The organism is Micrococcus sp. EWR3.9.1 (assembly GCF_052615555.1).
The window spans coordinates 11,859-35,592 of sequence record NZ_JBQXFD010000009.1 but is presented as its reverse complement, the minus strand read 5'-3'; the positions used below and the strand labels follow the sequence as shown (position 1 = coordinate 35,592).

Here is a 23,734-nt window from a genome sequence, read left to right as displayed (position 1 = left end):
TCATCCGAGCTGCCCGATGTGATGCTTGACACACCGCGCATCGCCGGCCAGGATCAAGCCACTCGAGAGGGGGGAGCTCGAGACCGCGGCCTCCGGCCCCGCAGTCGGTTCTCCGAGAGGGACCGGATCATGCGGATGGACATCGAGAAGAAGCTCGCGGCATTGTCGACCGCCGTGGTCGTCGCGGCTCTCCTCGGTACCGCCATTTCGGGATGCTCCGCTTCCCAGGGCAGCGTCTCCTCCACCGCGAATGCTTCCACCGCTGCGGCGTCCTCCGTCACCCCGACGTCAGCGGCCCCCTCGGCAACCGGGTCGGCCTCCGCCACCGGTTCGTCCGCGTCGTCGCCCGCCGGTGAAGAAGCACTCCCCGCCGCGCTGTTCGAGGAGGACGGGATGACGTTGGTCGAGTACACGCGCCGGCATCCGGATGCGGACCATCTCGACCCGGAGAAGGAGTCCGTCCTGGAGGAGGCGGTCGGGACGGGCACACAGCAGATCACCGTGGACGCTCAACAGGGTGCGGTCCTTCGGGTCATCGTGTTGTGTCCTTCGGATGCCACCGGTGAGACGGAGATCCTGACCTCACGGGGTGGCGGGGGAACGAAGACCTGGATGGCCGGATCGGAGGCGCTGTGCGGCGGCTGGTCGGCGGCGACTCCCCCCGTGGATGAGGCGGGGCCGATGACGTTCACCGTCACGGTGGACAATGACAAGCCGTTCCGGATGGTGCTGACCGCACCCTCCGCATGAGGCCGCCATCACGACGGCGGATGACGGCGCGGGGAGGACTGAGACGCTCAGCGTCGGTCGCGGCCGCGCAGCGCGTCCAGCTGCCGGCGGTCCCGCTTGGTGGGCCGGCCCGCGCCGCGCTCGCGGTACGGCACCGCGAGCAGCTCACGCGGCACGGGCGGCGGGGAGTGGTCCACGTACTGCTGCCGGGCCACGGGGGCGCCCACCCGCTTGGCGATCAGCCCCGTGACCTCGAGGATCCGCTCGCCTCCGTCCTGGCGCACCCGCACCCGGTTCCCGACGACGACGGGCGTCGCCGCCTTCACGGGCTCGCCGTCGATGCGCACGTGGCCTGCGCGCACGGCCGCCGTGGCCGCCGACCGGGTCTTGTACAGCCGCACGGCCCACAGCCACGCGTCGATGCGGACGCCGCTCACGCCCGCCTCCTCACGCGAAGCGGGCGCGGATCGCGGCGCCGTGCGCGGGCAGGCGCTCGTCCTCGGCCAGCACGCCGATCTCGTCCGCGACCTCCTCGAGCCCGGTCTCCGTGTAGCGGATGCGCTGCTGCAGGCGCAGGAACGTCACGGTGTTCAGACCGGAGGAGTGCCGGGCCGTCCCCGAGGTGGGGAGCACGTGGTTGGACCCGGCCGAGTAGTCGCCCAGCGGCACGGGGGCGTACGGGCCCACGAACACGGCGCCGGCGTTGCGGATGCGCCCCACGAGGGCCTCGGGGTCGCGCGTCTGGATCTCGAGGTGCTCGGTGGCGTAGCGGTCGGAGACCTCCACGGCCTGGTCCATGTCCCGCACCAGCAGCACGCCGGACTGGGGGCCGGTGAGGGCCTCGCGGATCTGATCCTCGTGGAACGCCCCGGGCACCTGCGCCTCGATCGCCGCCAGCACGTCCCGGAGCAGGTCCTCGGAGTCCGTGATGAGCACGGAGGCGGCCAGCGGGTCGTGCTCGGACTGGCTGATCAGGTCCGCGGCCACCCAGTCGGCGCGGGCGGTGCCGTCCGCGATCACGGCGATCTCGCTCGGCCCGGCCTCGGCGTCCACGCCGATCACGCCCTGCAGGGCGCGCTTCGCGGCGGCCACGTACACGTTGCCGGGCCCCGTCACCAGGTCGACGGGCGCGCAGAGCCACCCGCCGTCGTCGTCCTGGACGCCGTGCGCCAGCATGGCCACGGCCTGGGCGCCGCCGGCCGCGTAGACCTCGTCCACGCCCAGCAGCGCGCACGCGGCGAGCACGGTGGGGTGGGGCAGGCCGCCGTGGTCCCGCTGCGGGGGCGAGGTCACCGCGAGGCTCCCCACGCCGGCCGCCTGCGCGGGCACCACGTTCATCACCACCGAGGAGGGGTACACGGCGCGGCCGCCGGGCACGTACAGGCCCACGCGGCCCACGGGGGTCCAGTGGTTCTCCACGACGGCGCCCTCGCCGAGCTCGACCGTGGAGTCCTGGGGGTGCTGGGCGTCGTGCACGAGCCGGGCCCGGCGGATCGACTCCTCCAGGGCGGCGCGCACCCGCGGGTCGAGCCCGGCCAGGGCGGCCTCGAGCGCCTCCGCGGGCACGCGCAGGGCCGGCGGACGGACACCGTCGAACCGCTCGGCCAGGTCCAACAGGGTCTGCTCGCCGCCGTGGCGGACCTGCTCGATGATCGGGGCGACCACCGGCACCACGGAGGACACGTCCACGTTCGCCCGCGGGATGATGCGGGACAGGTCCGCGGTGGCGGTGTCGAGCGGGCGCAGGTCGGTGACGGAGAGCACGGATTCCTCCAGGGGGGGGCGGCGGCGGGCCGGCGGGACGGGGCGCGACGACGGCCGGGCCCGGACCGCGCGGACGGTCAGGCTCCATTGTGCTCTTCTCCGGGGTGCGTCCGGGGGCGGGTGTCAGACTGTCGTCATGGTCTTCCCCGCGCTGCCCGCCCTCGCGACCCCGCCCCTGCTGACCGCCCTGGACCGCCTCCTGGCGGGCGAGACCGTGCCGTCCGGGGTGGAGGGGGACATCCAGGACGGGGCGGCCGCCACCACCCGGGCCTTCGGCGTGGAATGGGGGACGCTGCTGACCGTGCTGATGGCGTTCGCGATCGGCGCGGCGGTCGTGTACCTGGCCCTGCAGGTGGCACGCGTCGTGCTCGTGCGCCGCCCCGCGTTCCAGCACGGCGCCGCGCGGCTGAGCCTGCCGGCCGCCGTCGCCGCCGGCCTGCTGGCCTCCCGGATCTGGCTCGGGGTCATGGCCGAGGAGCAGACCTGGTACCGGCCGGCGTCGTTCCTGATGCTCATCGCCGTGGCCGCGGCGGGCGCGTGGGCCGCGTGGCGCCTGGTCGGCGTGATCGAGGCGGGGATCCTCGGCCGCTACCAGGAGACCCGCGTCGAGCACCGCCGCGAGCGACGCATCCGCACGCAGACCATCCTGATCCGGCGCATCCTCAACGCGGTGATCGTGGTGGTGGCCGTCGCCGTGGTCCTGCTGGGGGTGCCCGAGGTGCGCTCGCTCGGGGCCGGCCTGCTCGCCTCCGCCGGTGTGATCTCGGTGATCGCCGGCCTGGCCGTGCAGTCCACGCTGACCAACGTGTTCGCCGGCTTCCAGCTCGCCTTCACGGACGCGATCCGGGTGGGCGACGTGGTGGACATGGAGGGCGTGTTCGGCACCGTCGAGGAGATCACCCTGTCCAACGTGGTGCTCAAGCTCTGGGACGGCCGCCGCATGGTCTACCCGTCCTCGCACTTCACCACCCAGCCGTTCGAGAACTGGACGCGGGTGGGCGCCGAGGTCTCCGGCGTCGTGGAGCTGGACGTGGACTGGCGCGTGCCCATGGATGCGCTGCGCGCACGACTCACCCAGCTGCTCGAGTCCACGGACCTGTGGGACGGGCGCGAGCACGCGCTGCAGGTGACCGACGCGACCGGCGGCGTCGTGCGCATCCGCGCCGTGGTCTCCGCCCGCAACTCCGGCGACCTCTGGGACCTGCGCTGCCTCGTGCGCGAGGACCTCGTGGCCTTCCTGCGCCACGAGCACCCCGAGGGCATCGTGGTGCAGCGCATGGTGGACCGGCACCCCGCCCACGACGACGCGGCGCCCGCCTCCGAGGGCTCCGACGCGGCGGCCCGCGGTGGCGACCGGACGGGCGAGCCGGGCCCGGACGGCTCCGGGGTGGCGGCCCGCGAGCCGCGCCCGCGCACCGCGCCGCTGCCGCGCGTCGACGGCGCCGATCCGCGCCCGGACACCCTCACCACACCGCTGACCCGCGTGGGCGACCACTCCGGCCTGTACACCGGCTCGATGACGGCGGTGCAGCGCAACCGCGAACTCGCCGGCCCGGGCGAGGAGGCGTTCGCCGAGCGGCGCGCGCAGCAGGCCAAGCAGGCGGCGGAGGCCGCGGCGGCGGACGAGGCCGGGCGGCGCAGCGGCACCGGCTCCCAGGCGGCCGGCCCCCTCGACGACGCCGTCACGCGCCGCCGTCAGGACGACGAGGACTGAGGCCCGGCGGGAGCGCTCAGCGCTCGAGCGTCGGGTCCCCGGGATCGACGGGCGTGAGCCGACGCCGCTCGGCCATCGGCTCGGACGCGGGCAGGCCGTGGGTGCCCGGGTCCGTCTCGGCGACGTGGCTCACGGCCTCGGGCGTGTGGTCCCCGTACTGCCGGTACTCCTTCACGCACAGCACCGGCTGATCGATCTCCTGCAGCAGCTCGTCCGAGACCGATCCCATGACGAACCTGCCGAAGCCGCCGCGGCGGCGCACGCCGATGACCACGATGGACGGGTCCAGCTCCGCGGCCACGTCCTTCATCTCCTCCACCGTGGACCGGCCACGCGCGTACTGACGGAACTCGGCCGTCACGCCGGATGCGTCCAACCGGGCCTGCACGCCGCGCTGCTGCTCCTCCGTGACGAGGGACTTGGTGCGGTGCTCGCCGCCGGGGCCCGCATTGACCACCACCACGTGCTCGCCGGTGGAGCGGGCGATGTCCAGGGCAGTGTCCAGAGCGGCGTCCGCGGCCTTCGAGGGGGCGTAGCCGACGAGGATGGTCATGGGGTGCCTCCGCGGGGTCGAGGGGACGGGTCTGAGGTCAGCGTAGTGCGGACCGGGCCCGCGGCGGAGGGGCTCAGCCCTCGCGCAGGTGGCGCAGGTGCGCGGCCACCGTCTGGACGGCCACGCGGGCCACGGTGCCGGTGAGGCCGGGGTAGATGCGCGGGGCCAGGTCCTCGGGTGTGATCGTCGCCGCCTCGGTCTCGGGCAGCGCGGCCAGGGCGGCGCGGATCTGCTCCAGGCGGCCCTCGCGGTGGTGCCGGTAGTCGCGGGCGACGACGTCCAGCGGCTCCGGCACGGGCCCGTGCGCAGGCAGCACCGTGAGCGGGCCCGCCGCCTCGAGGCGGCGCAGGCTGGCCAGGTAGTCGGTGAGGGTGCCGTCCGGGTGGTCGAGCATGGTGGTGCCCGAGCCGAGGATGGTGTCGCCCGTGATGACCGCGCCGTGCGCGCCCGCGTCCGGGACGGCGAACGAGTAGGAGTCCGAGGTGTGGCCCGGGGTGTGCCACGCCAGCACCGGGGTGCCGGCGACGTCGATCCGTTCGTCCGGCGTCAGGACGGCGGCCCCGCCGCGGCACCAGTCCGGGTCCGCGGCACGCACGGGGGCGCCCGTGGCCGCGTGGAACGCGTCCACCCCGCCGGTGTGGTCGGCGTGCCGGTGCGTCACCAGGATGAGCGCGATCCGGCGCCCCTCGGTCGCCGCACGGACGCGCTCGAGGTGGGCGGCGACGTCGTCCTCCGGGCCCGGGTCCACCACGACGGCCGCATCCGAGTCCGGTGCGGCGACCACGTACGTGTTGGTGCCCGCGAGGGTCATCGGGGAGGGGTTCTGGGCGGTCACGCAGCGCACCAGCGGGGCGGGCGTGGGGCCGGGTGTGGCGGTGGTCGTGGTCATACGCTCGAGTGTATGGAGAACCAGCAGACCGGCCAGGCCGCGGACCGCGGCACCATCGACACGCGCGAGGGGCTCACGGGCAACTACGTGCAGTCCGGGGCGGAGTTCACGCGGGACACGAACTACATCGCGGACCGGATCGTGGCGGATCCGGAGGCCGTGCGGGCCCTGCCCGTGGCCGAGCCGTCCACGGTCGGCCGCGTGGGCGGCGGGCTCACCGAGGGGGCCGAGGCGTGGCCCGTCGAGGCGGGCCGCTACCGGCTCGTGGCGGCGCGGGCGTGCCCGTGGGCGAACCGGACGATCATCGTGCGTCGCCTGCTCGGCCTGGAGGACGCGATCTCGCTGGGCACCCCGGGGCCGACCCACGACGAGCGCTCCTGGACCTTCGACCTCGACGAGGGCGGGAAGGACCCCGTGCTCGGCACCGAGCGGATCCAGGAGAACTACTTCACGCGGTTCCCCGACTACCCGCGGGGCATCACGGTGCCGGCGATCGTCGACGTGCCGACGGGCGGCGTCGTGACCAACGACTACCCGCAGATCACCCTCGACCTCTCGACGGAGTGGACCGCGTTCCACCGCGACGGCGCCCCGCAGCTGATCCCCGACGCCGGGCCGGAGCGGGACGAGATGTTCGAGGTGATCGAGCGCGTGTTCACCGAGGTGAACAACGGCGTGTACCGGTGCGGCTTCGCGGGGTCCCAGGAGGCGTACGACGCCGCGTACGAGCGGCTGTGGACCGCGATGGACTGGCTCGAGGAGCGCCTGACGACGCGCCGCTTCCTGATGGGGGAGCGGATCACCGAGGCCGACGTGCGGCTGTTCACCACGCTCGTGCGGTTCGACCCCGTGTACCACGGGCACTTCAAGTGCAACCGGAACAGGCTGACCGAGATGCCGGCGCTGTGGGGCTACGCGCGGGACCTGTTCCAGACCCCGGGCTTCGGCGACACGATCGACTTCGCGCAGATCAAGGAGCACTACTACGTGGTGCACGAGGACATCAACCCGACGGGCATCGTGCCCGCGGGCCCGGAGCTGGCGAGCTGGCTGAGCGAGCACGGGCGTGAGGCGTTCGGCGGGGACCCGTGGGGCGGCGGCACCGCACCCGGGCCCGTGCGCGAGGGCGAGCGCGTGGACCCGGAGCACACGCCGCTGCGGTGAGGTCGCCCGGCCCGGCCCGCAACGCGGGTTGAGTTATCGCGGGTGGCGCGGCTGGACACCCGCGATAACTCAACCCGCGTTGGGGTGCGGACCGGGTGAGCGCCAGGAGGACGCGGCGAGGATTGTTGAACAATCATCCTTCATGCCTCAAGATTGTGTGACCGGCACCTCAGCCGGGCCCGATCCGAGAGGACTGCACTGTGTCTCACGCGCCGCAGATCGACCTGAACTCCGACGTCGGCGAGTCCTTCGGCTCGTGGACGATGGGGGACGACGCCGCCATCATGCCCTCCGTCTCCTCCGCCAACGTCGCGTGCGGCTTCCACGCGGGCGATCCCTCGGGGATCGCCCAGACCTGCCGTGACGCGGTCGCCGCCGGCGTCACGATCGGCGCGCACGTGGGCTACCGCGACCTCGCCGGATTCGGCCGCCGCTTCCTGGACTGCACGCCCACCGAGCTGGCCGATGACGTCCTCTACCAGATCGGCGCCCTCGACGCGCTCGCCCGCGCGGCCGGCGGCCAGGTCCGCTACGTGAAGCCGCACGGCGCCCTCTACAACACGATCGTCCGTCACGAGGCGCACGCCCAGGCCGTCGTCGACGGCGTCAGGGCGTTCGGCTCCGACCTCCCGTTGCTGCTCCTGCCCGGCTCCGTCGCCCTGGACAAGGCGGCCGCCGCGGGGCTGCGCGGCGTCGCCGAGGCCTTCGCGGACCGCGGCTACAACCCGGACGGCACGCTCGTCTCCCGCCGCGAGCCCGGCGCGGTCCTCCACGACGAGGACGACGTCGCCGCCCGCATGGTGCGCCTGGCCACCGAGGGCGTCGTCGCGGCGGTGGACGGCACGGACGTGCGCGTCGACGCCGAGAGCATCTGCCTGCACGGCGACACGCCCGGCGCCGTGGCCATGGCCGCGGCCGTGCGCCGCGCGCTCGAGGGCGCGGGCGTGTCCATCAAGGCCTTCGCATGAGCGCCCCACATCACCCCGCCGCCGAGCCGCCGGCCCGCCCGATCCGCTGGGTCGGCACCCAGGGCTTCCTCGTCGAGTGCGCCTCGCTCGAGGACGTCATGGCCGTCCACGCCCACCTCACGGCCCACCCGGAGCGCGGCCAGCGCCAGGTCATGGCCGCCGCCGCGACCGTCCTGGTGACCTTCACCTCGCAGGCCGCCGCCGAGCACGCCGCACCGCGGGTCAGCACTCTCACCCCCGACGCCGGTGAGGTGACGGGGGGTCGGATCGTCGAGATCCCCGTGGTCTACGACGGCGAAGATCTCGCCGAGGTCGGCCGGCTCACCGGGCTCGGCGTCGACGGCGTCATCCGGGCCCACAGCGAGGCCGACTGGTTCGCCGCGTTCGGCGGCTTCGCGCCGGGGTTCATGTACTGCGCCTCCGAAGCGGCCCCGTTCGAGGCGCCCCGCCGCAGCTCGCCCCGCACGGCCGTCCCCGCGGGCGCCGTCGCCGTCGCCGGGGCCTTCTCCGCCGTCTACCCGCGCACCTCGCCCGGCGGCTGGCAGCTGCTCGGGCACACCACCGCGGCCCTGTGGGACCTCGGCCGCGAGCAGCCCGCCCTGCTGCAGCCCGGCGACCGTGTCCGCTACGTCCCCGTGCGCCCGACGGCGTCCGTCACCTCCGGCACGGACGCGGCGGTCGACGCCACCCCGCCCGCCGACGCCGCGGCCGGCCTCCCGTCCGTGGCCGGCCGCCGCGGCGTCACCGTCGTGGACCCGGGGCTCCTGACCCTGGTCCAGGACCTGGGCCGCCCGGGCCTGGGCGACCTCGGCGTCGTCGCGTCCGGCGCGGCCGACCGGGACGCGGCACGCCAGGCGAACCGGCTCGTGGGCAACCGCTCACGCGAGGCGGTGCTGGAGACCGTCCTGGGCGGCCTCACCCTCGCTGCGCACGGCCACCAGGTGATGGCCCTGGCCGGCGCCGAGGCCGGCGGGACGATCACCGCGGCCGACGGCGCCGCGCGACGGGTGCCCGCCCGCAGCCCGTTCGTCGTGCTGGACGGCCAGACGCTGACGGTGGACGAGCCGGTCGGCGGCCTGCGCGTGTACGTGGGCCTCCGGGGCGGGATCGACGTGCCGCCCGTGCTCGGCAGCCGCTCGACCGACACCCTGTCCGGGCTCGGCCCCGCCCCGCTGACGGCGGGGGACCGCCTCGCCCGCCGCGTCGGCCCGGATGCGAGGGGCGCCGCCGGCGCCTCCGCCGCGAGACCGACCGCCGCCGGCGCCCCCGCCTCGGAGGAGGCCGGCGTCGTGATGGTGGGGGACCCGGAGACCTCGCTGCGCCCCATGCCCGCGCCCGGCCAGGTGGCCGTGCTGCGCGTGGTCCCCGGCCCCCGCGACGACTGGTTCGGCGAGGCGGGCCTGGAGCGGCTGTTCACGCAGGACTGGGACGTGAGCCAGCAGACCGACCGGATCGGGGTGCGCCTCACGGCCCCCGACGACGGCGCACCGCTCGAGCGCGTGCGCGAAGGTGAGCTGAAGTCCGAGGGCGCCGTGCGCGGCGCGCTGCAGGTGCCGCCCTCGGGTGAGCCCGTCCTGTTCCTCTCCGACCATCCGGTCACCGGCGGCTACCCGGTGATCGGCGTCGTGGCCCGCGCGGACCTCAGCCTGGCGGCCCAGCTGCCGCCGGGCGCCCGCGTCCGCTTCGTCCCCCATCCCCGCCCCGGCGCCGAGACCGTCGTCGACTCCGCATCGCCCTCCGAGGAGACCCCCGCATGACCACCACCCCCGCCGCCCGCCCCGTCACGCGGGTGCTCATCGCCAACCGCGGCGAGATCGCCGTGCGCGTGGCCCGCGCCGCCCGCGACCACGGCATCGCCTCGATCGCCGTCTACTCGGATCCGGACGCCGACGCCCTGCACGTGGCCGTCGCGGACGAGGCCTTCCACCTGCCGGGCGCGTCCTCGGCGGACACCTACCTGAAGATCGACGCGGTCCTCGACGTCGCCCGCCGCGCCGGCGCCGACGCCGTGCACCCGGGCTACGGCTTCCTCTCCGAGAACGCCGACTTCGCGCAGGCCGTGATCGACGCCGGGATGACCTGGATCGGCCCGTCGCCGGACGCGATCCGCGCCCTCGGGGACAAGATCACCGCCCGCTCCCTCGCCCGGCAGGCGGGCGCCCCGCTCGTGCCGGGCTCGGACGGCCCCGTGCCGGACGCCGCCGCCGCGCGCACGTTCGCCGAGGAGCACGGCCTGCCGATCGCCATCAAGGCGGCCTTCGGCGGCGGCGGCCGCGGCATCCGCGTGGTGCGTGAGCTCGGCGACGTCGAGGACGCGTTCGAGGCGACCGTCCGCGAGGCCGTGGCCGCGTTCGGGCGCGGCGAGTGCTTCGTGGAGCGCTTCCTGGACCGCCCCCGCCACGTGGAGGCCCAGGTCCTCGCCGACGAGCACGGCCACGTGGCCGTGCTCGGCACCCGCGACTGCTCCCTGCAGCGCCGCAACCAGAAGCTCGTGGAGGAGGCCCCGGCGCCGTTCCTCACGGACGAGCAGCGCGAGCGCATCCACACCTCCGCCCGCGAGATCTGCCGCGCCGCCGGGTACACCGGGGCCGGCACGGTCGAGTACCTCGTGGCCCCGGACGGCCTCATCAGCTTCCTGGAGGTGAACACCCGCCTGCAGGTGGAGCATCCGGTCACCGAGGAGGTCTTCGGCGTGGACCTGGTGCGCGAGCAGTTCCGCGTCGCCGCCGGCGAGCCGCTGAGCATCCCCGAGGACCCGACGCCGCGCGGCCACGCCCTCGAGTTCCGCCTCAACGCCGAGGACCCGGCGTACGGCTTCCTGCCCGTGCCCGGCCCGATCGACGCGTTCGAGGCCCCCACCGGCCCCGGGGTCCGCATGGACTCCGGCGTCCGCACCGGCTCCGTGGTGCCGGGCGAGTACGACTCCCTGCTCGCCAAGCTCATCGTGTGGGGCGAGGACCGCGCCCAGGCCGTCGCCCGCGCCCGCGACGCCCTGGCCGAGCTGCGCATCGACGGCGTGCCCACCGTGGTGCCGTTCCACCGCGCCGTGCTCGAGCAGGACGCCTTCACCTCGGGGGACCGCCTCGGCGTCTACACCACGTGGATCGAGTCCGAGTTCGCCGAGCCGCTGGCCGAGTCCCCCTACCTGGGCGCCGAGGTGCCCGCCGGCGGCCGCACCGCCGTCACCGTCGAGCTGGACGGCCGCGCCGTGCGCCTGGGCCTGCCCGCCGATCTGTACGCGGCCCTCCTCGGAGGCGGCGGCGCGGGTGCCGCGGCCCCGGCCGACGCCGCGGACGCCGGGAAGCCCGACGACGACGGCACCGTGGCCTCGCCGGTCACCGGCACCCTGGCCTCGTGGAAGGTCGAGGACGGCGCCGAGGTGGCCGAGGGTGACACGGTCGCGATCGTCGAGGCGATGAAGATGGAGACGCCGATCCGTGCCCCGCGTGCGGGCCGGATCCAGCTCCTCGTGGCCGAGACCCCGGCCTCGGTGACGCGCGGCCAGGCGATCGCCCGGCTGGGGGCGTGACGGTGCCGGCGCGCGGCGGTGTCACCGGGGAAGGCCTCGCGCCCGGCGTCGGCGGCGGGGAGTCCGCCCCGGCTCCGGCCCCCGTGGCCGCGGCCGCACAGCTGCGGCAGCGGATCGCGGCGGCCGGGCTCGTGCCGGGGGAGCGGCTGGGAGAGGTGGCGCTGGCCGCCGAGCTCCAGGTCAGCCGCAACAGCCTGCGCGAGGCGTTCACCATGCTGGCCTCGGAGGGCCTCGTGGAGCGCCGGCCGCACCGCGGGGTGTTCGTGGCGGCGCCCGGTCCGGAGGACGTGCGCGGGCTGTACCGCACGCGTCGGGTGATCCAGCTCGGCGCCCTCGAACACGGCGAGCTCACCCCCGGCGCGGCCCGCCAGCTGCGCTGTGCCCAGGACCTGCTCTCGGGCGGCCCGGACACCCCCGCGCGGGTCCTGGGCGACGCCAACCATCGCGTCCACGTCGGCATCGTGGACCTGGCCGGCGCCCCCGAGCTCACGCGGCTCATGGCGTCGGTGCAGGCCCGCGTGCGCCTGGCGTTCCATCCCATGGACGAGCAGACGCGCCTGCACGTGCAGTTCGCGGACCGCAACCGGTGGATCGTGGAGCGGCTGCTGGCCGGCGACCTCCCCGCGGTGCACGCCATGTTCGGCGACTACCTGGACGAGGCGGAGCAGTTCGTCCTGGCGCACCTCGCCGCCGTGGGGGACTGACCGCCTCCCCGGGCCCCGACGGTCACGGGACCTGGAACATCCGGTCCGGCAGGTCCGTGATGAGCATGTGCCCGGGCGCGTGCGTGATGGCCAGCGGCGGGCGGGACTCCATGATCGCCGCCTGCGGCGTCACCCCGCACGCCCAGAACACGGGCAGGTGGCCCTGCGGGACCTCGACGGCGTCGCCGAAGTCCGGTGCCGACAGGTCCGTGATCCCGAGGCCGGCCGGGTCGCCCACGTGCACGGGCGCGCCGTGCACCGCGGGGTAGCGGGAGGTGATGCGCACGGCGTCGGCCACGCGGTCGGCGGGGAGGGGGCGCATCGAGACCACGAGCGGGCCCGAGAGGCGGCCCGCCGAGGCGCAGCGCCGCGTGGTGCGGTACATCGGCACGTTCACGCCGGCGTCCTGGTGGGCCATCCGGATGCCCTCGGCCACCAGGGCGGACTCGAAGGCGAACGAGCAGCCGATCACGAACGTCACGAGGTCGTCCCGCCACACGTCGAGCAGATCCGTGGGGCGGTCCGTCTCCACGCCGTCGCGGTACACCACGTACTGCGGCACGTCCGTGCGGACGTCGCCGTCCAGCGCGGGGCCGTTGACCTCGCCGGCCTCGAACACGCCGAGCAGCGGCAGGGCCTGGGGGTTGCGCTGGGCGAAGAGCAGGACGTCGTAGGCGTGGTCCTGCGGGATCGAGACGAGGTTCGCCTGCGCGTAGCCGTCGGCGATCCCCGACGTCGGCCGCACGAGCCCCGCGCGGAAGCGCTCGCGGGCCTGCGCGGGGGTCGTGGCGCCGTCCAGCGGCGGCAGCGGCGTCGTCGTGGTCATCTCAGGCACCGGTGATCATCTCGACCATGGGGATGAACCCGCGCACCGCGATGAACACGGAGACGATCCACGCGAGCGCGCCGATCACGAGCAGCCACCCGGGGTAGCGGTAGCCGTGCAGCAGGTCGCGGCGGCGCCAGGCCACGTACAGGAGGGCGGCGAAGCCGACCGGCAGGATCATGCCGTTGAACGCGCCGGCGAACACGAGCAGCGTCTGCGGGGCCTGGCGCAGGGCCAGGTAGAGGGCGGTGCAGACCACGATGAACGCGACGGTCAGCAGGTTGCGGGTGCGGACGCTCGTGGTGGAGCGGGTGACGAAGCTGATCGAGGTGTACGACGCGCCGATCACGGAGGTCACGGCGGCGGCCCACAGGACGATGCCGAACATGCGCAGCCCTATGTCGCCGGCGGCGGCCTGGAAGGCGGAGGCGGCCAGGCTGTCCTTGGACAGGACCGCGCCCGAGGCGACGACGCCGAGGATCGCCAGGAACAGGAGGGCACGCATCAGGCCGGTCACGAGGATCGAGGCCACGGAGCTGCGGGTGATGTCCTGGACGTCGTCCACGCCCTTCACTCCGGAGTCGATCATGCGGTGGGCGCCCGCGTAGGTGATGTAGCCGCCGATGGTGCCGCCCACGAGGGTGACGATCACGAAGAAGTCGACCTTCTCCGGCATCACGGACTGGCGCAGGGCCTCACCCACGGGCGGGGCGGAGGTGATGGCCACGTACAGCATCAGCAGGATCATGACGGCGCCGAGCGCCACCACGATCCGGTCCAGGGCCACGCCGGCGCGCTTGGAGAGGAAGATCAACAGCGCGATGAGCGCGGAGACGCCGCCACCGATCAGGGGGTCGACGCCGAGCATGGCGTTCGCGCCGAGGCCGGTGCCGGCGATGTTGCCGATGTTGAAGACCATGCCGCCGAGGAACACGAGCGCGGCGAGGACCCAGCCGAGGCCGGGCAGGACGCGGTTCGCCAGCTCCTGGGCGCGCATGCCGGAGACGCCGATGACGCGCCACACGTTCATCTGGACGGCGACGTCGATGAGGATCGAGACCAGGATGGCGAACGCGAACGCGGCGCCCATCTGGACGGTGAACGTGGCGGTCTGCGTGATGAAGCCGGGGCCGATGGCCGAGGTGGCCATGAGGAACATGGCGCCGAGCAGTGCGGTGCGCCGGGTGGCGCTCGCGGCGCGGGAGTCGGTCTTCGGCGCGGTGCCCGAGGGGGTCGAGCCGTCCGGTCCGGCGTGGGGGATGTCTGCGTGGGACACGGTGGTCACCTTCGTCGAGGGCGCCAGGCGAGGTGACGGGCGTCACGAGGCGCTGGGGAGACGGTAGTTGTTGTTGAACAATCCTGGCAACAGGAAGAGCGAGTGTCGTGGCACCCCGTCCGAAGGAACGCCTCACCTGCCTGGCGCGCCCCGCCCCGCGCCGCGACCATGGAGACATGTCGCACACGTCTGAACAGTCCTCGCCCCTGGCCGATCAGCTCCCGCCGGGCGGTCCCGACGAGCCGCACGCCGCCGGCGGCGTGCATGCCCGCCTCAACTGGCTCCGCGCGGGTGTGCTCGGCGCCAACGACGGCATCGTGTCCGTCGCCGCCACCGTCGTCGGTGTCGCCGGCGCGACGACGGCGCTCACCCCGATCCTGCTGGCCGGCGCCGCCGCCGTGGTCGGCGGCGCCTTCTCCATGGCGCTGGGCGAGTACGTGTCCGTCTCCTCGTCCTCCGACTCGCAGAAGTCGCTGATCGCCAAGGAGCGCCGTGAGCTCGAGGAGGATCCCGAGGGCGAGCTGGAGGAGCTCGTGCAGCTCTACGAGGCGGACGGCCTGAGCCGGGCCACGGCCGAGGCCGCCGCGCGGGAGCTCACCGAGAAGGACGCGCTCGCCGCGCATCTGCGCATGGAGCTGGGCATGGCGGAGGAGGACGTCGTCAGCCCGTGGGCCGCCGCCGGAGCGTCCTTCCTCGCGTTCCTCGTGGGCGCGCTGCTGCCCTTCCTGACGGTCGTCCTGGCGCCGGTGGGCCTCCGCGTCCCGTTCACGTTCGGCGTCACCCTCCTGGCCCTCGCCGTCACCGGCTGGGTCGGGGCCCGGCTCGGCGACGCGCCCGCGCTGCGGGCGGCCGTGCGCGTCGTCCTCGGCGGCGCCCTGGCGCTCGGCCTGACCTTCGCGGTGGGCTCGCTGCTGGGGGCGTCGGTCGCCTGATCCACGCCGGAGGGGTGGGCCTGCCCCGCGCCCGTGGCCGCGCCGAGCCGTGACGAGCGGAGCGGCCCTGGGGGCCGAGGACCGTGCGCATACCACAGGCGCCCCCGCCGAGTTGAAGCGACGCCCACGGTTCGCGTAAGGTGGGACGGCGCACGCCGCGTTGTTCTCGTCGTTCCATCGGTCAGGTGACCGGGCGGACGGCGGGTCGGAAAAGCAACGCGCTCCCGCAGACCGGATCCCGGGACGTCCTCAGGACGGACCGGGGCTCACCGTCCACACCAGCGATCCCATAAGGAACTTCGGTTGGCTCTCACCCAGCCTGGTCCCCCTTTTCGAGAAGTCGCAGTAAGAGTGCGGTGTCCACACCCGGGGCGGGGCTCACAACAGGTGTCCGCGGACAGGTCCGCGGCTCGCCGCCATGCGGGTTCCGCCCGTCCTTTTACTACTACTTGCCACGAGGAGTGATCATGGCAGCTCACTGCCAGGTAACCGGGGCTGGGCCGGGATTCGGCCACAGCATCTCCCACTCGCACCGTCGCACCAAGCGCCGGTTCGACCCCAACATCCAGAAGAAGACCTACTGGGTCCCCTCCCTGCGCCGCAACGTCACCCTGACGCTGTCCGCCAAGGGCATCAAGACCATCGACGTGCGCGGTATCGACGCCGTCGTGGCGGACCTGATCGCGAAGGGAGTGAAGCTCTGACATGGCCAAGGACAAGGACGTTCGTCCGATCATCAAGCTGAAGTCCACCGCCGGCACCGGGTTCACCTACGTGACCCGCAAGAACCGCCGGAACAACCCGGACCGCATCACCCTGAAGAAGTACGACCCGGTGGTCCGCAAGCACGTCGACTTCCGAGAGGAGCGCTGAGATGGCCAAGAAGTCCAAGATCGCCAAGAACGAGCAGCGCAAGGCCATCGTGGCCCGTTACGCCGAGAAGCGTCTCGAGCTGCGCAAGACCCTCGTGGACCCGAACGCGTCGGACGAGGCCCGCGAGGCCGCCCGCCTGGGCCTGCAGAAGCTGCCCCGCGACGCCTCCCCGGTCCGCGTGCGCAACCGCGACGCCATCGACGGTCGCCCCCGCGGCACCTTCCAGCGCTTCGGCATCTCCCGCGTGCGCTTCCGCGACATGGCGCACCGTGGCGAGCTGCCCGGCGTGACCAAGTCCTCCTGGTGACCTGAGGCCCGGTCTCCGGGCGCTCGGCACCACCGCGACGGCGGCGTCCCTCCTCAGGAGGGGCGCCGCCGTCGTCGTGCCTCGGGGATCAGGGCCGCCCGGGTCACGGGAAATCGCGGATTCTCGCGGTTCAGGGGGCGATTCGCCCGCGGAGAGGTGGTACGTTCACAACTGGCAGCCCGGTCCGAACGGCCCGGGAACCGTAACCGACGTCCCATAGGGAGGACCCATGGCCATGAACCGCAAGGAACTCGTCGCCGCCGTCGCCGAGCGCTCCGGCAACACCCAGGCCGCCGTCAGCGATGTGCTGGACGCCCTCTTCGAGGTGTTCACCGCCCAGGTCAAGAAGGGCGAGAAGGTCTCGATCCCGGGCTGGCTGGCCGTGGAGCGCACCGAGCGCAAGGAGCGCACCGGCCGCAACCCGCGCACCGGCGAGGAGATCACCATCCCGGCCGGCCACTCCGTGAAGGTGACCGCCGGCTCCAAGCTCAAGGCCGCCGCCTCCGAGTGATCCCGGCCGCGGCGCGCGTCTCCGGACCCACGCCGCAGGACGGGCGTCCCACCCTCGGGTGGGGCGCCCGTCGTCGTCTCCGGCCGCGTAGGATGGGCGGACGATCGTCCGGCCGACGTGGACCGGGGCCGTGAGGAGAGGAGTCGTGGCATGCGCAGCGCCGTCGCCGCCGCTCCGTGGGCCCCGTCCGGCCTCGAGGACCCCCGTCCGCGCGTCGTGCGTGGACCGGCCCGTCTGGCCCGGGGCTGGGCCGGGGCCCTGGCGATGACCGCCCTGGCCGCGCTGTTCCACACCGCTGCCGAGCCCGGTCACGGGTTCCCCGAGGTCGGCGTGGTCGCCTTCGCGGCCGTCCTCGCCGCCCCGCTCTGCACCGCCCTGGCGGGCCGCGCCCTCTCGCTGTGGCGCACCGCCGCGGCCGTCGCGATCGCCCAGGGGCTGTTCCACGTGCTCTACGGGCTCGCCGCCGGCGGGCCCGCCGTGGCGCCTGCCGCCGGCGTCGACCCGGCCCACCTCGGCCACGCCCGTCCCGGCACCGGGGCCCTCCTGGCACCGGGGGAGGCCCTGTCCAGCGCCCCCACCGGCCACCTGACCGACCTGCGCATGCTCGCGGCCCATGTGATCGCCGCGGTCCTCACCGTGCTGGTGCTGCGGCGCGGCGAGGCCCTCGTGCTCACCATCGCCGAACGCGTGGTGGCCGCCGTCTGCCCGCCGCCGGCCGCGCACGGCCCCCTGCCGACGCCGGCCCGCGTCCGGGTCCCCGTCCCGCCGGCGCTCCGTCCGGCGACGTCCCTCGCCCTCCTCAGCTCTCCGGGGCGGCGCGGCCCGCCGTTCGCCCTCGCGGCCTGAGGACGCCGGCTCCGTCCGCGTCTCGAGGCCCGACCGCGCCCGACGACCCTTCGGAACGGTCCGCCCGCGACTCCCGTCCGGGACCGCGGCAGACCCGTGAGGACACCACCATGCATCACCAGACCACCCCTGTCCGCCGCGCCGCTCGCGCCGCCGCCGGACTCACCCTGCTGCCCGCCCTCGTCGTCGCCGGGGCCGCCCCCGCGGCCGCGCACGACGAGCTCATCCGGACCGCCCCCGCAGTCGGCGAGACGGCCACGACGGCGCCGTCGGAGGTCTCCCTGACCTTCAGTGGCGAGCTGATCGACGGCGAGGGCATCCAGAACCTCCTGCAGGTCCGCGACGCCGACGGCAATCAGTGGCAGTCCGCTGCCGGCACCGTGGACGGCTCCACCTTCTCCGCGCCGCTGTGCGAGGGGCTGCCCAACGGCGACTACGAGGTCGCCTACCGCGTCGTCTACTCGGACGGGCACTCCGAGGAGCGCTCGTTCGACTTCGCGGTGGACGACCCGGCCGCACCGGCCGCCGGCACCGCGCCCCAGGGCTGCGGCACCGCCGTCGCCGGGGCCTCGACCGCCGCCTCCCCGGAGGCCGCGGCAGGTCAGGGCGACGCCGCCTCGGCCGAGGCGACCGCGCAGGCGGACGCCTCCGACGCCGCGCAGCCCGCGGACACCGACGCGCTGCCCGCCTGGGTGTGGGTCGCCGGCATCGCCGGCCTGGCCGTGCTCGTCGTGGCCTTCCTCCTGATGGGCCGCCGCGCCCGCGCGCTCGGCCACCTCGACGACGGCCGCTGACCTCCGATCCCCGGTCGGCCCCCTGAGGGGGCCGGCCCCGCCCTCGCGCGCCCGAACGCCCCGCGCGTCGTCGCGCGCCCGCCTGACAAGGAACCCCACAGACGTGACCACCACCTCTCCCCGCGCCCCTCGCCGCCTCGGCGCCGCCGCCGTGCTCGCCGTCGCCGCCCTCGGCCTGACGGCCTGCGCCGGAGACGACGCCGGCTCCGCCCCGAGCGCGTCGGACGCCTCGAGCGTCGCGCCGGCCACGGACGCCGCCCCGGCCTCGGATGCCTCGCCGGCCGCGTCCACCGCGGACGGCCAGGCCGCCGGCCTCACGATCACCGACCCCTGGACGAAGGCCACCGAGGAGGGCATGACCGGCTCCTTCGGCATGCTCGAGAACTCCTCGGACCAGGACCTGCACATCGTCGGCGTCCGCTCGGAGCTGGGCGAGACGGTCGAGCTCCACGAGATGGTCTCCGGCGAGGACGGCCAGATGGTGATGCAGGAGAGCCCCGACGGCTTCACCGTGCCCGCGGGCGGGAGCCTCGAGCTCGCCCCGGGCGGCAACCACGTGATGTTCATGGGCCTGACCGACCCGATCGAGCCGGGTGAGGACGTGACCTACGACCTCGAGCTGGAGGACGGCTCCACCCTCGAGGTCACCTCCGTGGTCCGGCCCTTCACCGGCGCCAACGAGTCGTACCACGGCGGCCAGTCCCACGAATCGGAGGACCATGCCGACCACTGACCCCGCCGTCCGGCCGGACGACCACCACGGGTCGGGCGGGCGCGAGGGCGCCCGCCCGGCCCCGGGGGGCCCCTCCCGCCGCGGCCTGCTCCTCGGGGCGGGCGCGGTGGGCGGCGGCCTGCTGGGCACGGCACTCGGCTACGGCGCCGGCCACGCGTCGGCCTCGACCGCCCCGGGCGCGTCCGCCGCGCCCGGGGCGGGGGCCTCGCCCTCCGAGGTCATGGGCGACACCGGCATCGAGGGCGACGTCGGCCGGGCCGGCTGGGCCGAGCCCGGCGGCCAGGCCGCCCGGGTGGCCGTCAGCTCGCCCGTGGGCACGGACACCGTGCCGTTCCACGGGCCGCGCCAGGCCGGCGTCGACACCCCCGCCCAGGCCCACGCCGTCTTCCTCGCCCTCGACCTGCGCGAGGACGCGGACCGGGTGCGCATCGAGCGGATGCTGCGCCTGCTCACCGACGACGCGGCGCGTCTGACCCAGGGCCGCGCCACGATCGCCGACACCGAGCCGGAGCTCGCCGCCGCCCCCGCGCGGCTCACCGTGACGTTCGGCTTCGGCCCGGAGCTCGTCCGCCGCGTGGCCCCGGACCGGGCCCCGGCCTGGCTGCGCCCGCTGCCGGCGTTCGAGCAGATCGACCGCCTGGACCCCGCGTTCAGCGACGGCGACCTGCTGCTGCAGATCTGCGGCGACGACCGGATGTCCGTGGCCCACACCCGGCGCATGCTCCTCAAGGCGGCCCGGCCGTTCGCCACCGAGCGCTGGGTGCAGGAGGGCTTCCGCTCCGCCCGCGGCGCCCACCCCACCGGCACCACGATGCGCAACCTCTTCGGGCAGGTGGACGGCACCGGCAACCCGGCGGCGGACACCCCGCACCTCGACCGCGTGGTGTGGGGCGTGGGCGCCGAGCAGGTGGGTGTCACCCCGTGGATCCCGGACGGCACGTCCGTGGTGATCCGGCGCATCGAGATGCTCATGGACACGTGGGACGAGCTCGACCGCCCGGCCAAGGAGAAGGTCATCGGCCGTCGCCTCGGCACCGGCGCCCCCCTCACGGGGGAGCAGGAGCACGACGAGCCGGACTTCGACGCCGTCGGCCCCACGGGCTTCCCGGTCATCTCGGACATCGCGCACCTGCGGCGGGCCCGCGGGGAGGAGCCCGAGTACGGGATGCTGCGTCGCGGCTACAACTACGACGACCCGCGCGGGGCGCTGGAGGCGGGCTCCGGCCTGATCTTCGCCGCCTACCAGGCGGACGTGGACCGACAGTTCGTCCCCGTCCAGGCCCGGCTCGCGGAGTCGGACCACCTGAACCTGTGGACCGTGCCCGTCGGCTCGGCGGTCTTCGCGATCCCGCCCGGCTGCGCCGAGGGCGGGTTCGTGGGCGACGCCCTGTTCGCCTGACCCAGGGGCCCGACGACGGCGGGGCCGCTCCCGTCGTCGCCGGGCGTCCGCATGCTTTGAGAGGATGGACCCCATGTCCGCCGCCACCGCCCCCGCCCGGGGCAGCCATCCCGCCGAGAACGACGACGCCGCCCGCCCCGGTCCGTCGGGGCCGGTCGGAGTGCCCCGGTGGATCTGGGTGCTCGTGGCCGCCGCGGGAGCGGCCGGCCTCGCCGCCGCCGGCTGGCTGACCGGCGTCACCGCCGCGCGCCAGCTCTCCGACCCGGGGTGGATCACCCGCTGGGGCGTGCCCGTGGGGGAGCTCGTCTCCAACGTGGCGATGTCCCTGACCATCGCCGCGCTGATCTTCGCGGCCGGGGTCCTGCCGCCCCACGCGGCGGGCACGGAACGGTGGCACCGCTCCGCCCGGCAGCGGCGCGAGGACGCGGACGCCGCACCGCTGCCCGAGCACCCCGCGTTCACCCGCGTGATGCGGATCGCCGCCGTCAGCGCCGGCGTGTGGACAGTGGCCGCGCTGGCCGTCGGCGTGCTGTCCTACTCGGATCTCGCCGGCATCCCCGTCACGGCGGGGCAGGGCTTCACGGACGGCCTGGCGGCCTACGTGGTCGGCATCTCGGTGGGCCAGGCGTGGTTCTGGGTCACCGTGATCGCCGCCGTCGTGACCACGTTGGCGATCGCCGTCCGCTCCCACAACGGCCTGTTCTGGACCGGCATCCTGGCGATGCTCGCCCTCGTGCCCCTGGCCCTGATCGGGCACGCGGCGGGCGGTGACGACCACACCGGCGCCGTGAACTCGATCGGCCTGCACCTGCTCGGCGTCGTCGTGTGGGTGGGCGGACTGCTCGTGCTCGTCGCGATCTCGGACACCCTCGTGGGGCCCAACGGGGCGCAGGGGCGGGGCCGCAGCCTGCGCCGGCAGGGCCCGGCGCCCCTGCTGCACACGGTCCTGACCCGCTACTCCGTGCTCGCCGGGCTGGGCCTGGTCACGGTGGCGCTGTCCGGCGTGGTCAACGCGTCGATCCGCATGGACGATCCGGCCCAGCTGCTGAGCCCCTACGGCATCCTCGTGTCGGCCAAGTTCCTGGCGGCCCTGGGCCTCGGCCTGATCGGCCTGCTGCACCGCCGGTGGGTGATCCCCCGCCTCGACGCCGGCCCGGACCGTCCCAGCCCCGCCCCCGCGCGTCGCCTGCTGTGGCAGCTCATCGCCGTGGAGGCCGTGATCATGGGCGCCGTCATGGGCGTCTCCTCCGTGCTCTCCCGGACGGCCCCGCCCGTGCCGGAGGAGCTCGCGCCGGACGCCTCCCCGGCCCGCATCCTCACCGGCTACGAGCTGCCGCCGGCCCTCGAGGGCGCCCGGTGGATCACGATGTGGCGGTTCGACTGGCTGTGGGTCGCGATCATCGCGTTCCTGACCCTCTGGTACCTGCGCTCCGTGTGGCAGCTGCGCCGCCGCGGCGACCGCTGGCCCGTGCTGCGCACCGTCGCGTGGCTCGCGGGCCTGGCCGTGCTGCTGTGGGCGACCTCCGGGTCCCCGGCCGTGTACGGCCGCGTCCTGTTCAGCGCGCACATGGTGGGCCACATGACGCTGACGATGCTCAGTCCCGTCTTCCTCGTCCTGGGCGCACCCATCACCCTGGCGCTGCGGGCCCTGCCGTCCCGCACGGATGGGACGCGCGGCCCCCGCGAGTGGATCCTGTGGATCGTGCACTCCCCGTGGGGGCGGTTCATCACGAACCCGATCGTGGCGGGGGTCAACTTCGCCGGCTCGATCCTGGTGTTCTACTACACGGACTTCTTCCGGTTCTCGCTGGAGACCCACGTGGGCCACGAGTTCATGAACGTCCACTTCCTGCTGACCGGGTTCCTGTTCGCCCTGGTCATGATCGGCTCGGATCCGCTGCCGCGCCGGCCCCCGTACGCCCTGCGGCTCGTGCTCCTGATGGCCACGATGGTCTTCCACGCCTTCATCGGCGTCGCCATGACCACCTCCACCGGTCTGCTGCAGGCGTCCTGGTTCGGCAACATGGGCCGCGACTGGGGCCCCACCGCCCTCGAGGATCAGCGCATCGGCGGCGCGGTGATGTGGGGCATCGGCGAGTTCCCCACCGTGATGATGGCGGTGATGGTGGCCGTGCTCTGGTATCGCAGCGACCGCAAGAACGCGGTCCGGCTGGACCGGCAGGCCGACCGCGACGGCGACGCGGAGCTGCGCCGCTGGAACGAGATGTATGCCCGCATGCACGGCACCCCGGCCACCGACGCCCCGAGCGGCGCCGAGCCCGCGGCCCGTGACTCCTCCACCGGCCCCGAGGAGGCCCGTGATGTCCGCTGACCGTGTCCGTCCCCTCCGCCGCCCGGCCGCGCCCCGGCGTGGTCGGCTGCGCCTCGTGGCCGCCGTCGCCGCCGGCCTGCTGGCCCTGACGGGCTGCGGGGCCGGGGACAACGATCCGGCCGCCGCGTCCGTGCCCGCGGACGGGGTCCACGACGACGCCGGCACCGCGGTGCACACGGAGTCGGCGGCCCCGGAGGGGCTCGGCCTGGGCGACCGTCAGGACGAGCGCATGGCGGAGGCCGCGGCCGAGCGTGCGGCCACGTTCGGCTTCGTCCGGCAGCGGGCCGCCACGGCGGAGGAGATCGACGCGGCCCGCGAGGACTCCCGGGACCGGCGTGCGGACGCGGACCGGACCACCGTGCAGCCGGCGCAGTGCAAGGCGCCGCTGACCGCCCTGGACTTCTCTCCGATCGCCCTCGACGGGGCCGAGGCCACGCGCGTGGACGTCGGCGCCGACACCTTCACGGGCACGGGCACCGTGGAGGTCGCCCGGCTCACGGGCCAGGGCCGCCAGGACGTCGAGCGGCACATCCAGACCGTCAACGCCCTGCGCGCCGACTGCCGCGAGATGACCATGACCGTGCAGGAGGGGGACGCGACCGTCGACTACCGCCTCGAGGTCTCCGACGCGCCGCTGTCCGACGGCACGCCGGCGCAGTCCGCCCTCGTGTGGGAGCGGACCGTGGCCTCGGAGTCCGAGCCCCAGCTCACGGCCCAGGTGCTCACCGCCGTCACCTCCGACGCCGTGGTGATGGTCTCCTTCGTGGGCCGGCCCGAGGCCGGGCGCAAGGAGTTCACCCTCATCGCGGAGGAGATGCTGGCCGCCGCCCTGGCCGCCGACTGAGCCGGACCCGCCCGGCGGCGTCGTCTTTCCCCCTGTGACGCCGCGGC

Annotated in this window: 24 protein-coding genes; 18 read left to right on the top strand and 6 right to left on the bottom strand. The window is 74.7% G+C overall.

Annotated features, from left to right (window positions below; genetic code table 11):
* Window positions 1–135: 135 nt before the first annotated feature.
* Window positions 136–750 carry a hypothetical protein gene (locus ACUJ8O_RS07210; protein ID WP_233569954.1) on the top strand — a complete coding sequence of 205 codons (615 nt, stop codon included), beginning with the start codon at window positions 136–138 and terminating at the stop codon, window positions 748–750.
* A 47-nt stretch (window positions 751–797) separates the two neighbouring features.
* On the opposite strand, the gene ACUJ8O_RS07205 is transcribed toward ACUJ8O_RS07210, so the two are convergent.
* Together ACUJ8O_RS07205 and hisD are read right to left on the bottom strand one after the other, a co-directional pair.
* The gene (locus ACUJ8O_RS07205; RefSeq protein WP_095347005.1) at window positions 798–1,166 is read right to left on the bottom strand and encodes an RNA-binding S4 domain-containing protein; all 369 of its coding nucleotides are present in this window, start codon (window positions 1,164–1,166) and stop codon (window positions 798–800) included.
* Window positions 1,167–1,176: 10 nt separating this feature from the next.
* The gene (gene hisD, locus ACUJ8O_RS07200; protein ID WP_129867171.1) at window positions 1,177–2,493 is read right to left on the bottom strand and encodes a histidinol dehydrogenase; all 1,317 of its coding nucleotides are present in this window, start codon (window positions 2,491–2,493) and stop codon (window positions 1,177–1,179) included.
* A 136-nt stretch (window positions 2,494–2,629) separates the two neighbouring features.
* On the opposite strand from hisD, the gene ACUJ8O_RS07195 reads away from it, so the two are divergent.
* Entirely contained in the window at window positions 2,630–4,207 is a 1,578-nt protein-coding gene (locus ACUJ8O_RS07195; protein ID WP_236601300.1) for a mechanosensitive ion channel family protein, read from the top strand.
* 16 nt (window positions 4,208–4,223) lie between these two features.
* Here ACUJ8O_RS07195 and ACUJ8O_RS07190 read toward each other — a convergent pair whose 3' ends face one another.
* Window positions 4,224–4,760, bottom strand: coding sequence for a universal stress protein (locus ACUJ8O_RS07190; RefSeq protein ID WP_020628186.1), 537 nt, complete (start codon window positions 4,758–4,760; stop codon window positions 4,224–4,226).
* A 73-nt stretch (window positions 4,761–4,833) separates the two neighbouring features.
* Complete coding sequence (locus tag ACUJ8O_RS07185; protein WP_036338768.1) at window positions 4,834–5,649, bottom strand: MBL fold metallo-hydrolase; 816 nt, start codon at window positions 5,647–5,649, stop codon at window positions 4,834–4,836.
* Window positions 5,650–5,661: 12 nt separating this feature from the next.
* Here ACUJ8O_RS07185 and ACUJ8O_RS07180 point away from each other — a divergent pair, with 12 nt between their 5' ends.
* From ACUJ8O_RS07180 to ACUJ8O_RS07160, 5 genes are all read left to right on the top strand, one after another.
* Window positions 5,662–6,813 carry a glutathione S-transferase family protein gene (locus ACUJ8O_RS07180; protein ID WP_136940400.1) on the top strand — a complete coding sequence of 384 codons (1,152 nt, stop codon included), beginning with the start codon at window positions 5,662–5,664 and terminating at the stop codon, window positions 6,811–6,813.
* Between the two features lie 200 nt (window positions 6,814–7,013).
* Window positions 7,014–7,781, top strand: a complete 768-nt coding sequence (locus ACUJ8O_RS07175) for a LamB/YcsF family protein (RefSeq protein WP_078025507.1) — start codon at window positions 7,014–7,016, stop codon at window positions 7,779–7,781.
* Window positions 7,778–9,538 carry a 5-oxoprolinase subunit B/C family protein gene (locus tag ACUJ8O_RS07170; RefSeq protein WP_138976814.1) on the top strand — a complete coding sequence of 587 codons (1,761 nt, stop codon included), beginning with the start codon at window positions 7,778–7,780 and terminating at the stop codon, window positions 9,536–9,538. Before ACUJ8O_RS07175 ends, ACUJ8O_RS07170 begins: the two co-directional genes overlap by 4 nt.
* Window positions 9,535–11,310 carry an acetyl/propionyl/methylcrotonyl-CoA carboxylase subunit alpha gene (locus ACUJ8O_RS07165; protein ID WP_445373268.1) on the top strand — a complete coding sequence of 592 codons (1,776 nt, stop codon included), beginning with the start codon at window positions 9,535–9,537 and terminating at the stop codon, window positions 11,308–11,310. Before ACUJ8O_RS07170 ends, ACUJ8O_RS07165 begins: the two co-directional genes overlap by 4 nt.
* A complete protein-coding gene (locus tag ACUJ8O_RS07160; RefSeq protein WP_002858329.1) occupies window positions 11,307–12,014 on the top strand; it encodes a GntR family transcriptional regulator in 708 nt (235 codons plus the stop codon). Before ACUJ8O_RS07165 ends, ACUJ8O_RS07160 begins: the two co-directional genes overlap by 4 nt.
* A gap of 22 nt (window positions 12,015–12,036) precedes the next feature.
* On the opposite strand, the gene ACUJ8O_RS07155 is transcribed toward ACUJ8O_RS07160, so the two are convergent.
* A complete protein-coding gene (locus ACUJ8O_RS07155; RefSeq protein ID WP_437366953.1) occupies window positions 12,037–12,849 on the bottom strand; it encodes a putative hydro-lyase in 813 nt (270 codons plus the stop codon).
* Window positions 12,842–14,125 (bottom strand): NRAMP family divalent metal transporter, encoded by a 1,284-nt coding sequence (locus ACUJ8O_RS07150; RefSeq protein ID WP_445373267.1) that lies wholly within the window; start codon window positions 14,123–14,125, stop codon window positions 12,842–12,844. Before ACUJ8O_RS07150 ends, ACUJ8O_RS07155 begins: the two co-directional genes overlap by 8 nt.
* 167 nt (window positions 14,126–14,292) lie before the next feature.
* Here ACUJ8O_RS07150 and ACUJ8O_RS07145 point away from each other — a divergent pair, with 167 nt between their 5' ends.
* From ACUJ8O_RS07145 to ACUJ8O_RS07095, 11 genes are all read left to right on the top strand, one after another.
* A complete protein-coding gene (locus tag ACUJ8O_RS07145; protein WP_144869260.1) occupies window positions 14,293–15,048 on the top strand; it encodes a VIT1/CCC1 transporter family protein in 756 nt (251 codons plus the stop codon).
* Between the two features lie 467 nt (window positions 15,049–15,515).
* The gene (rpmB, locus tag ACUJ8O_RS07140) at window positions 15,516–15,752 is read left to right on the top strand and encodes a 50S ribosomal protein L28 (RefSeq protein WP_002858335.1); all 237 of its coding nucleotides are present in this window, start codon (window positions 15,516–15,518) and stop codon (window positions 15,750–15,752) included.
* Window position 15,753: 1 nt separating this feature from the next.
* The gene (rpmG, locus tag ACUJ8O_RS07135) at window positions 15,754–15,921 is read left to right on the top strand and encodes a 50S ribosomal protein L33 (protein ID WP_002858336.1); all 168 of its coding nucleotides are present in this window, start codon (window positions 15,754–15,756) and stop codon (window positions 15,919–15,921) included.
* Between the two features lies 1 nt (window position 15,922).
* Window positions 15,923–16,228: a 30S ribosomal protein S14 gene (gene rpsN, locus ACUJ8O_RS07130; RefSeq protein ID WP_002858338.1), complete on the top strand. Its 306-nt coding sequence runs from the start codon at window positions 15,923–15,925 to the stop codon at window positions 16,226–16,228.
* Window positions 16,229–16,457: 229 nt separating this feature from the next.
* Window positions 16,458–16,739, top strand: a complete 282-nt coding sequence (locus ACUJ8O_RS07125; RefSeq protein ID WP_002858339.1) for an HU family DNA-binding protein — start codon at window positions 16,458–16,460, stop codon at window positions 16,737–16,739.
* Between the two features lie 150 nt (window positions 16,740–16,889).
* Window positions 16,890–17,585, top strand: a complete 696-nt coding sequence (locus ACUJ8O_RS07120) for a hypothetical protein (protein ID WP_078025514.1) — start codon at window positions 16,890–16,892, stop codon at window positions 17,583–17,585.
* A 110-nt stretch (window positions 17,586–17,695) separates the two neighbouring features.
* Complete coding sequence (locus ACUJ8O_RS07115) at window positions 17,696–18,379, top strand: copper resistance CopC family protein (RefSeq protein ID WP_445373266.1); 684 nt, start codon at window positions 17,696–17,698, stop codon at window positions 18,377–18,379.
* A 103-nt stretch (window positions 18,380–18,482) separates the two neighbouring features.
* Window positions 18,483–19,112 carry a copper chaperone PCu(A)C gene (locus ACUJ8O_RS07110; RefSeq protein ID WP_078025516.1) on the top strand — a complete coding sequence of 210 codons (630 nt, stop codon included), beginning with the start codon at window positions 18,483–18,485 and terminating at the stop codon, window positions 19,110–19,112.
* Window positions 19,099–20,511 (top strand): Dyp-type peroxidase, encoded by a 1,413-nt coding sequence (locus ACUJ8O_RS07105; protein WP_061873115.1) that lies wholly within the window; start codon window positions 19,099–19,101, stop codon window positions 20,509–20,511. Before ACUJ8O_RS07110 ends, ACUJ8O_RS07105 begins: the two co-directional genes overlap by 14 nt.
* Window positions 20,512–20,584: 73 nt before the next feature.
* Entirely contained in the window at window positions 20,585–22,843 is a 2,259-nt protein-coding gene (locus tag ACUJ8O_RS07100; protein ID WP_061873116.1) for a cytochrome c oxidase assembly protein, read from the top strand.
* A complete protein-coding gene (locus tag ACUJ8O_RS07095; protein ID WP_228070732.1) occupies window positions 22,833–23,687 on the top strand; it encodes a hypothetical protein in 855 nt (284 codons plus the stop codon). Before ACUJ8O_RS07100 ends, ACUJ8O_RS07095 begins: the two co-directional genes overlap by 11 nt.
* Window positions 23,688–23,734: the final 47 nt, after the last annotated feature.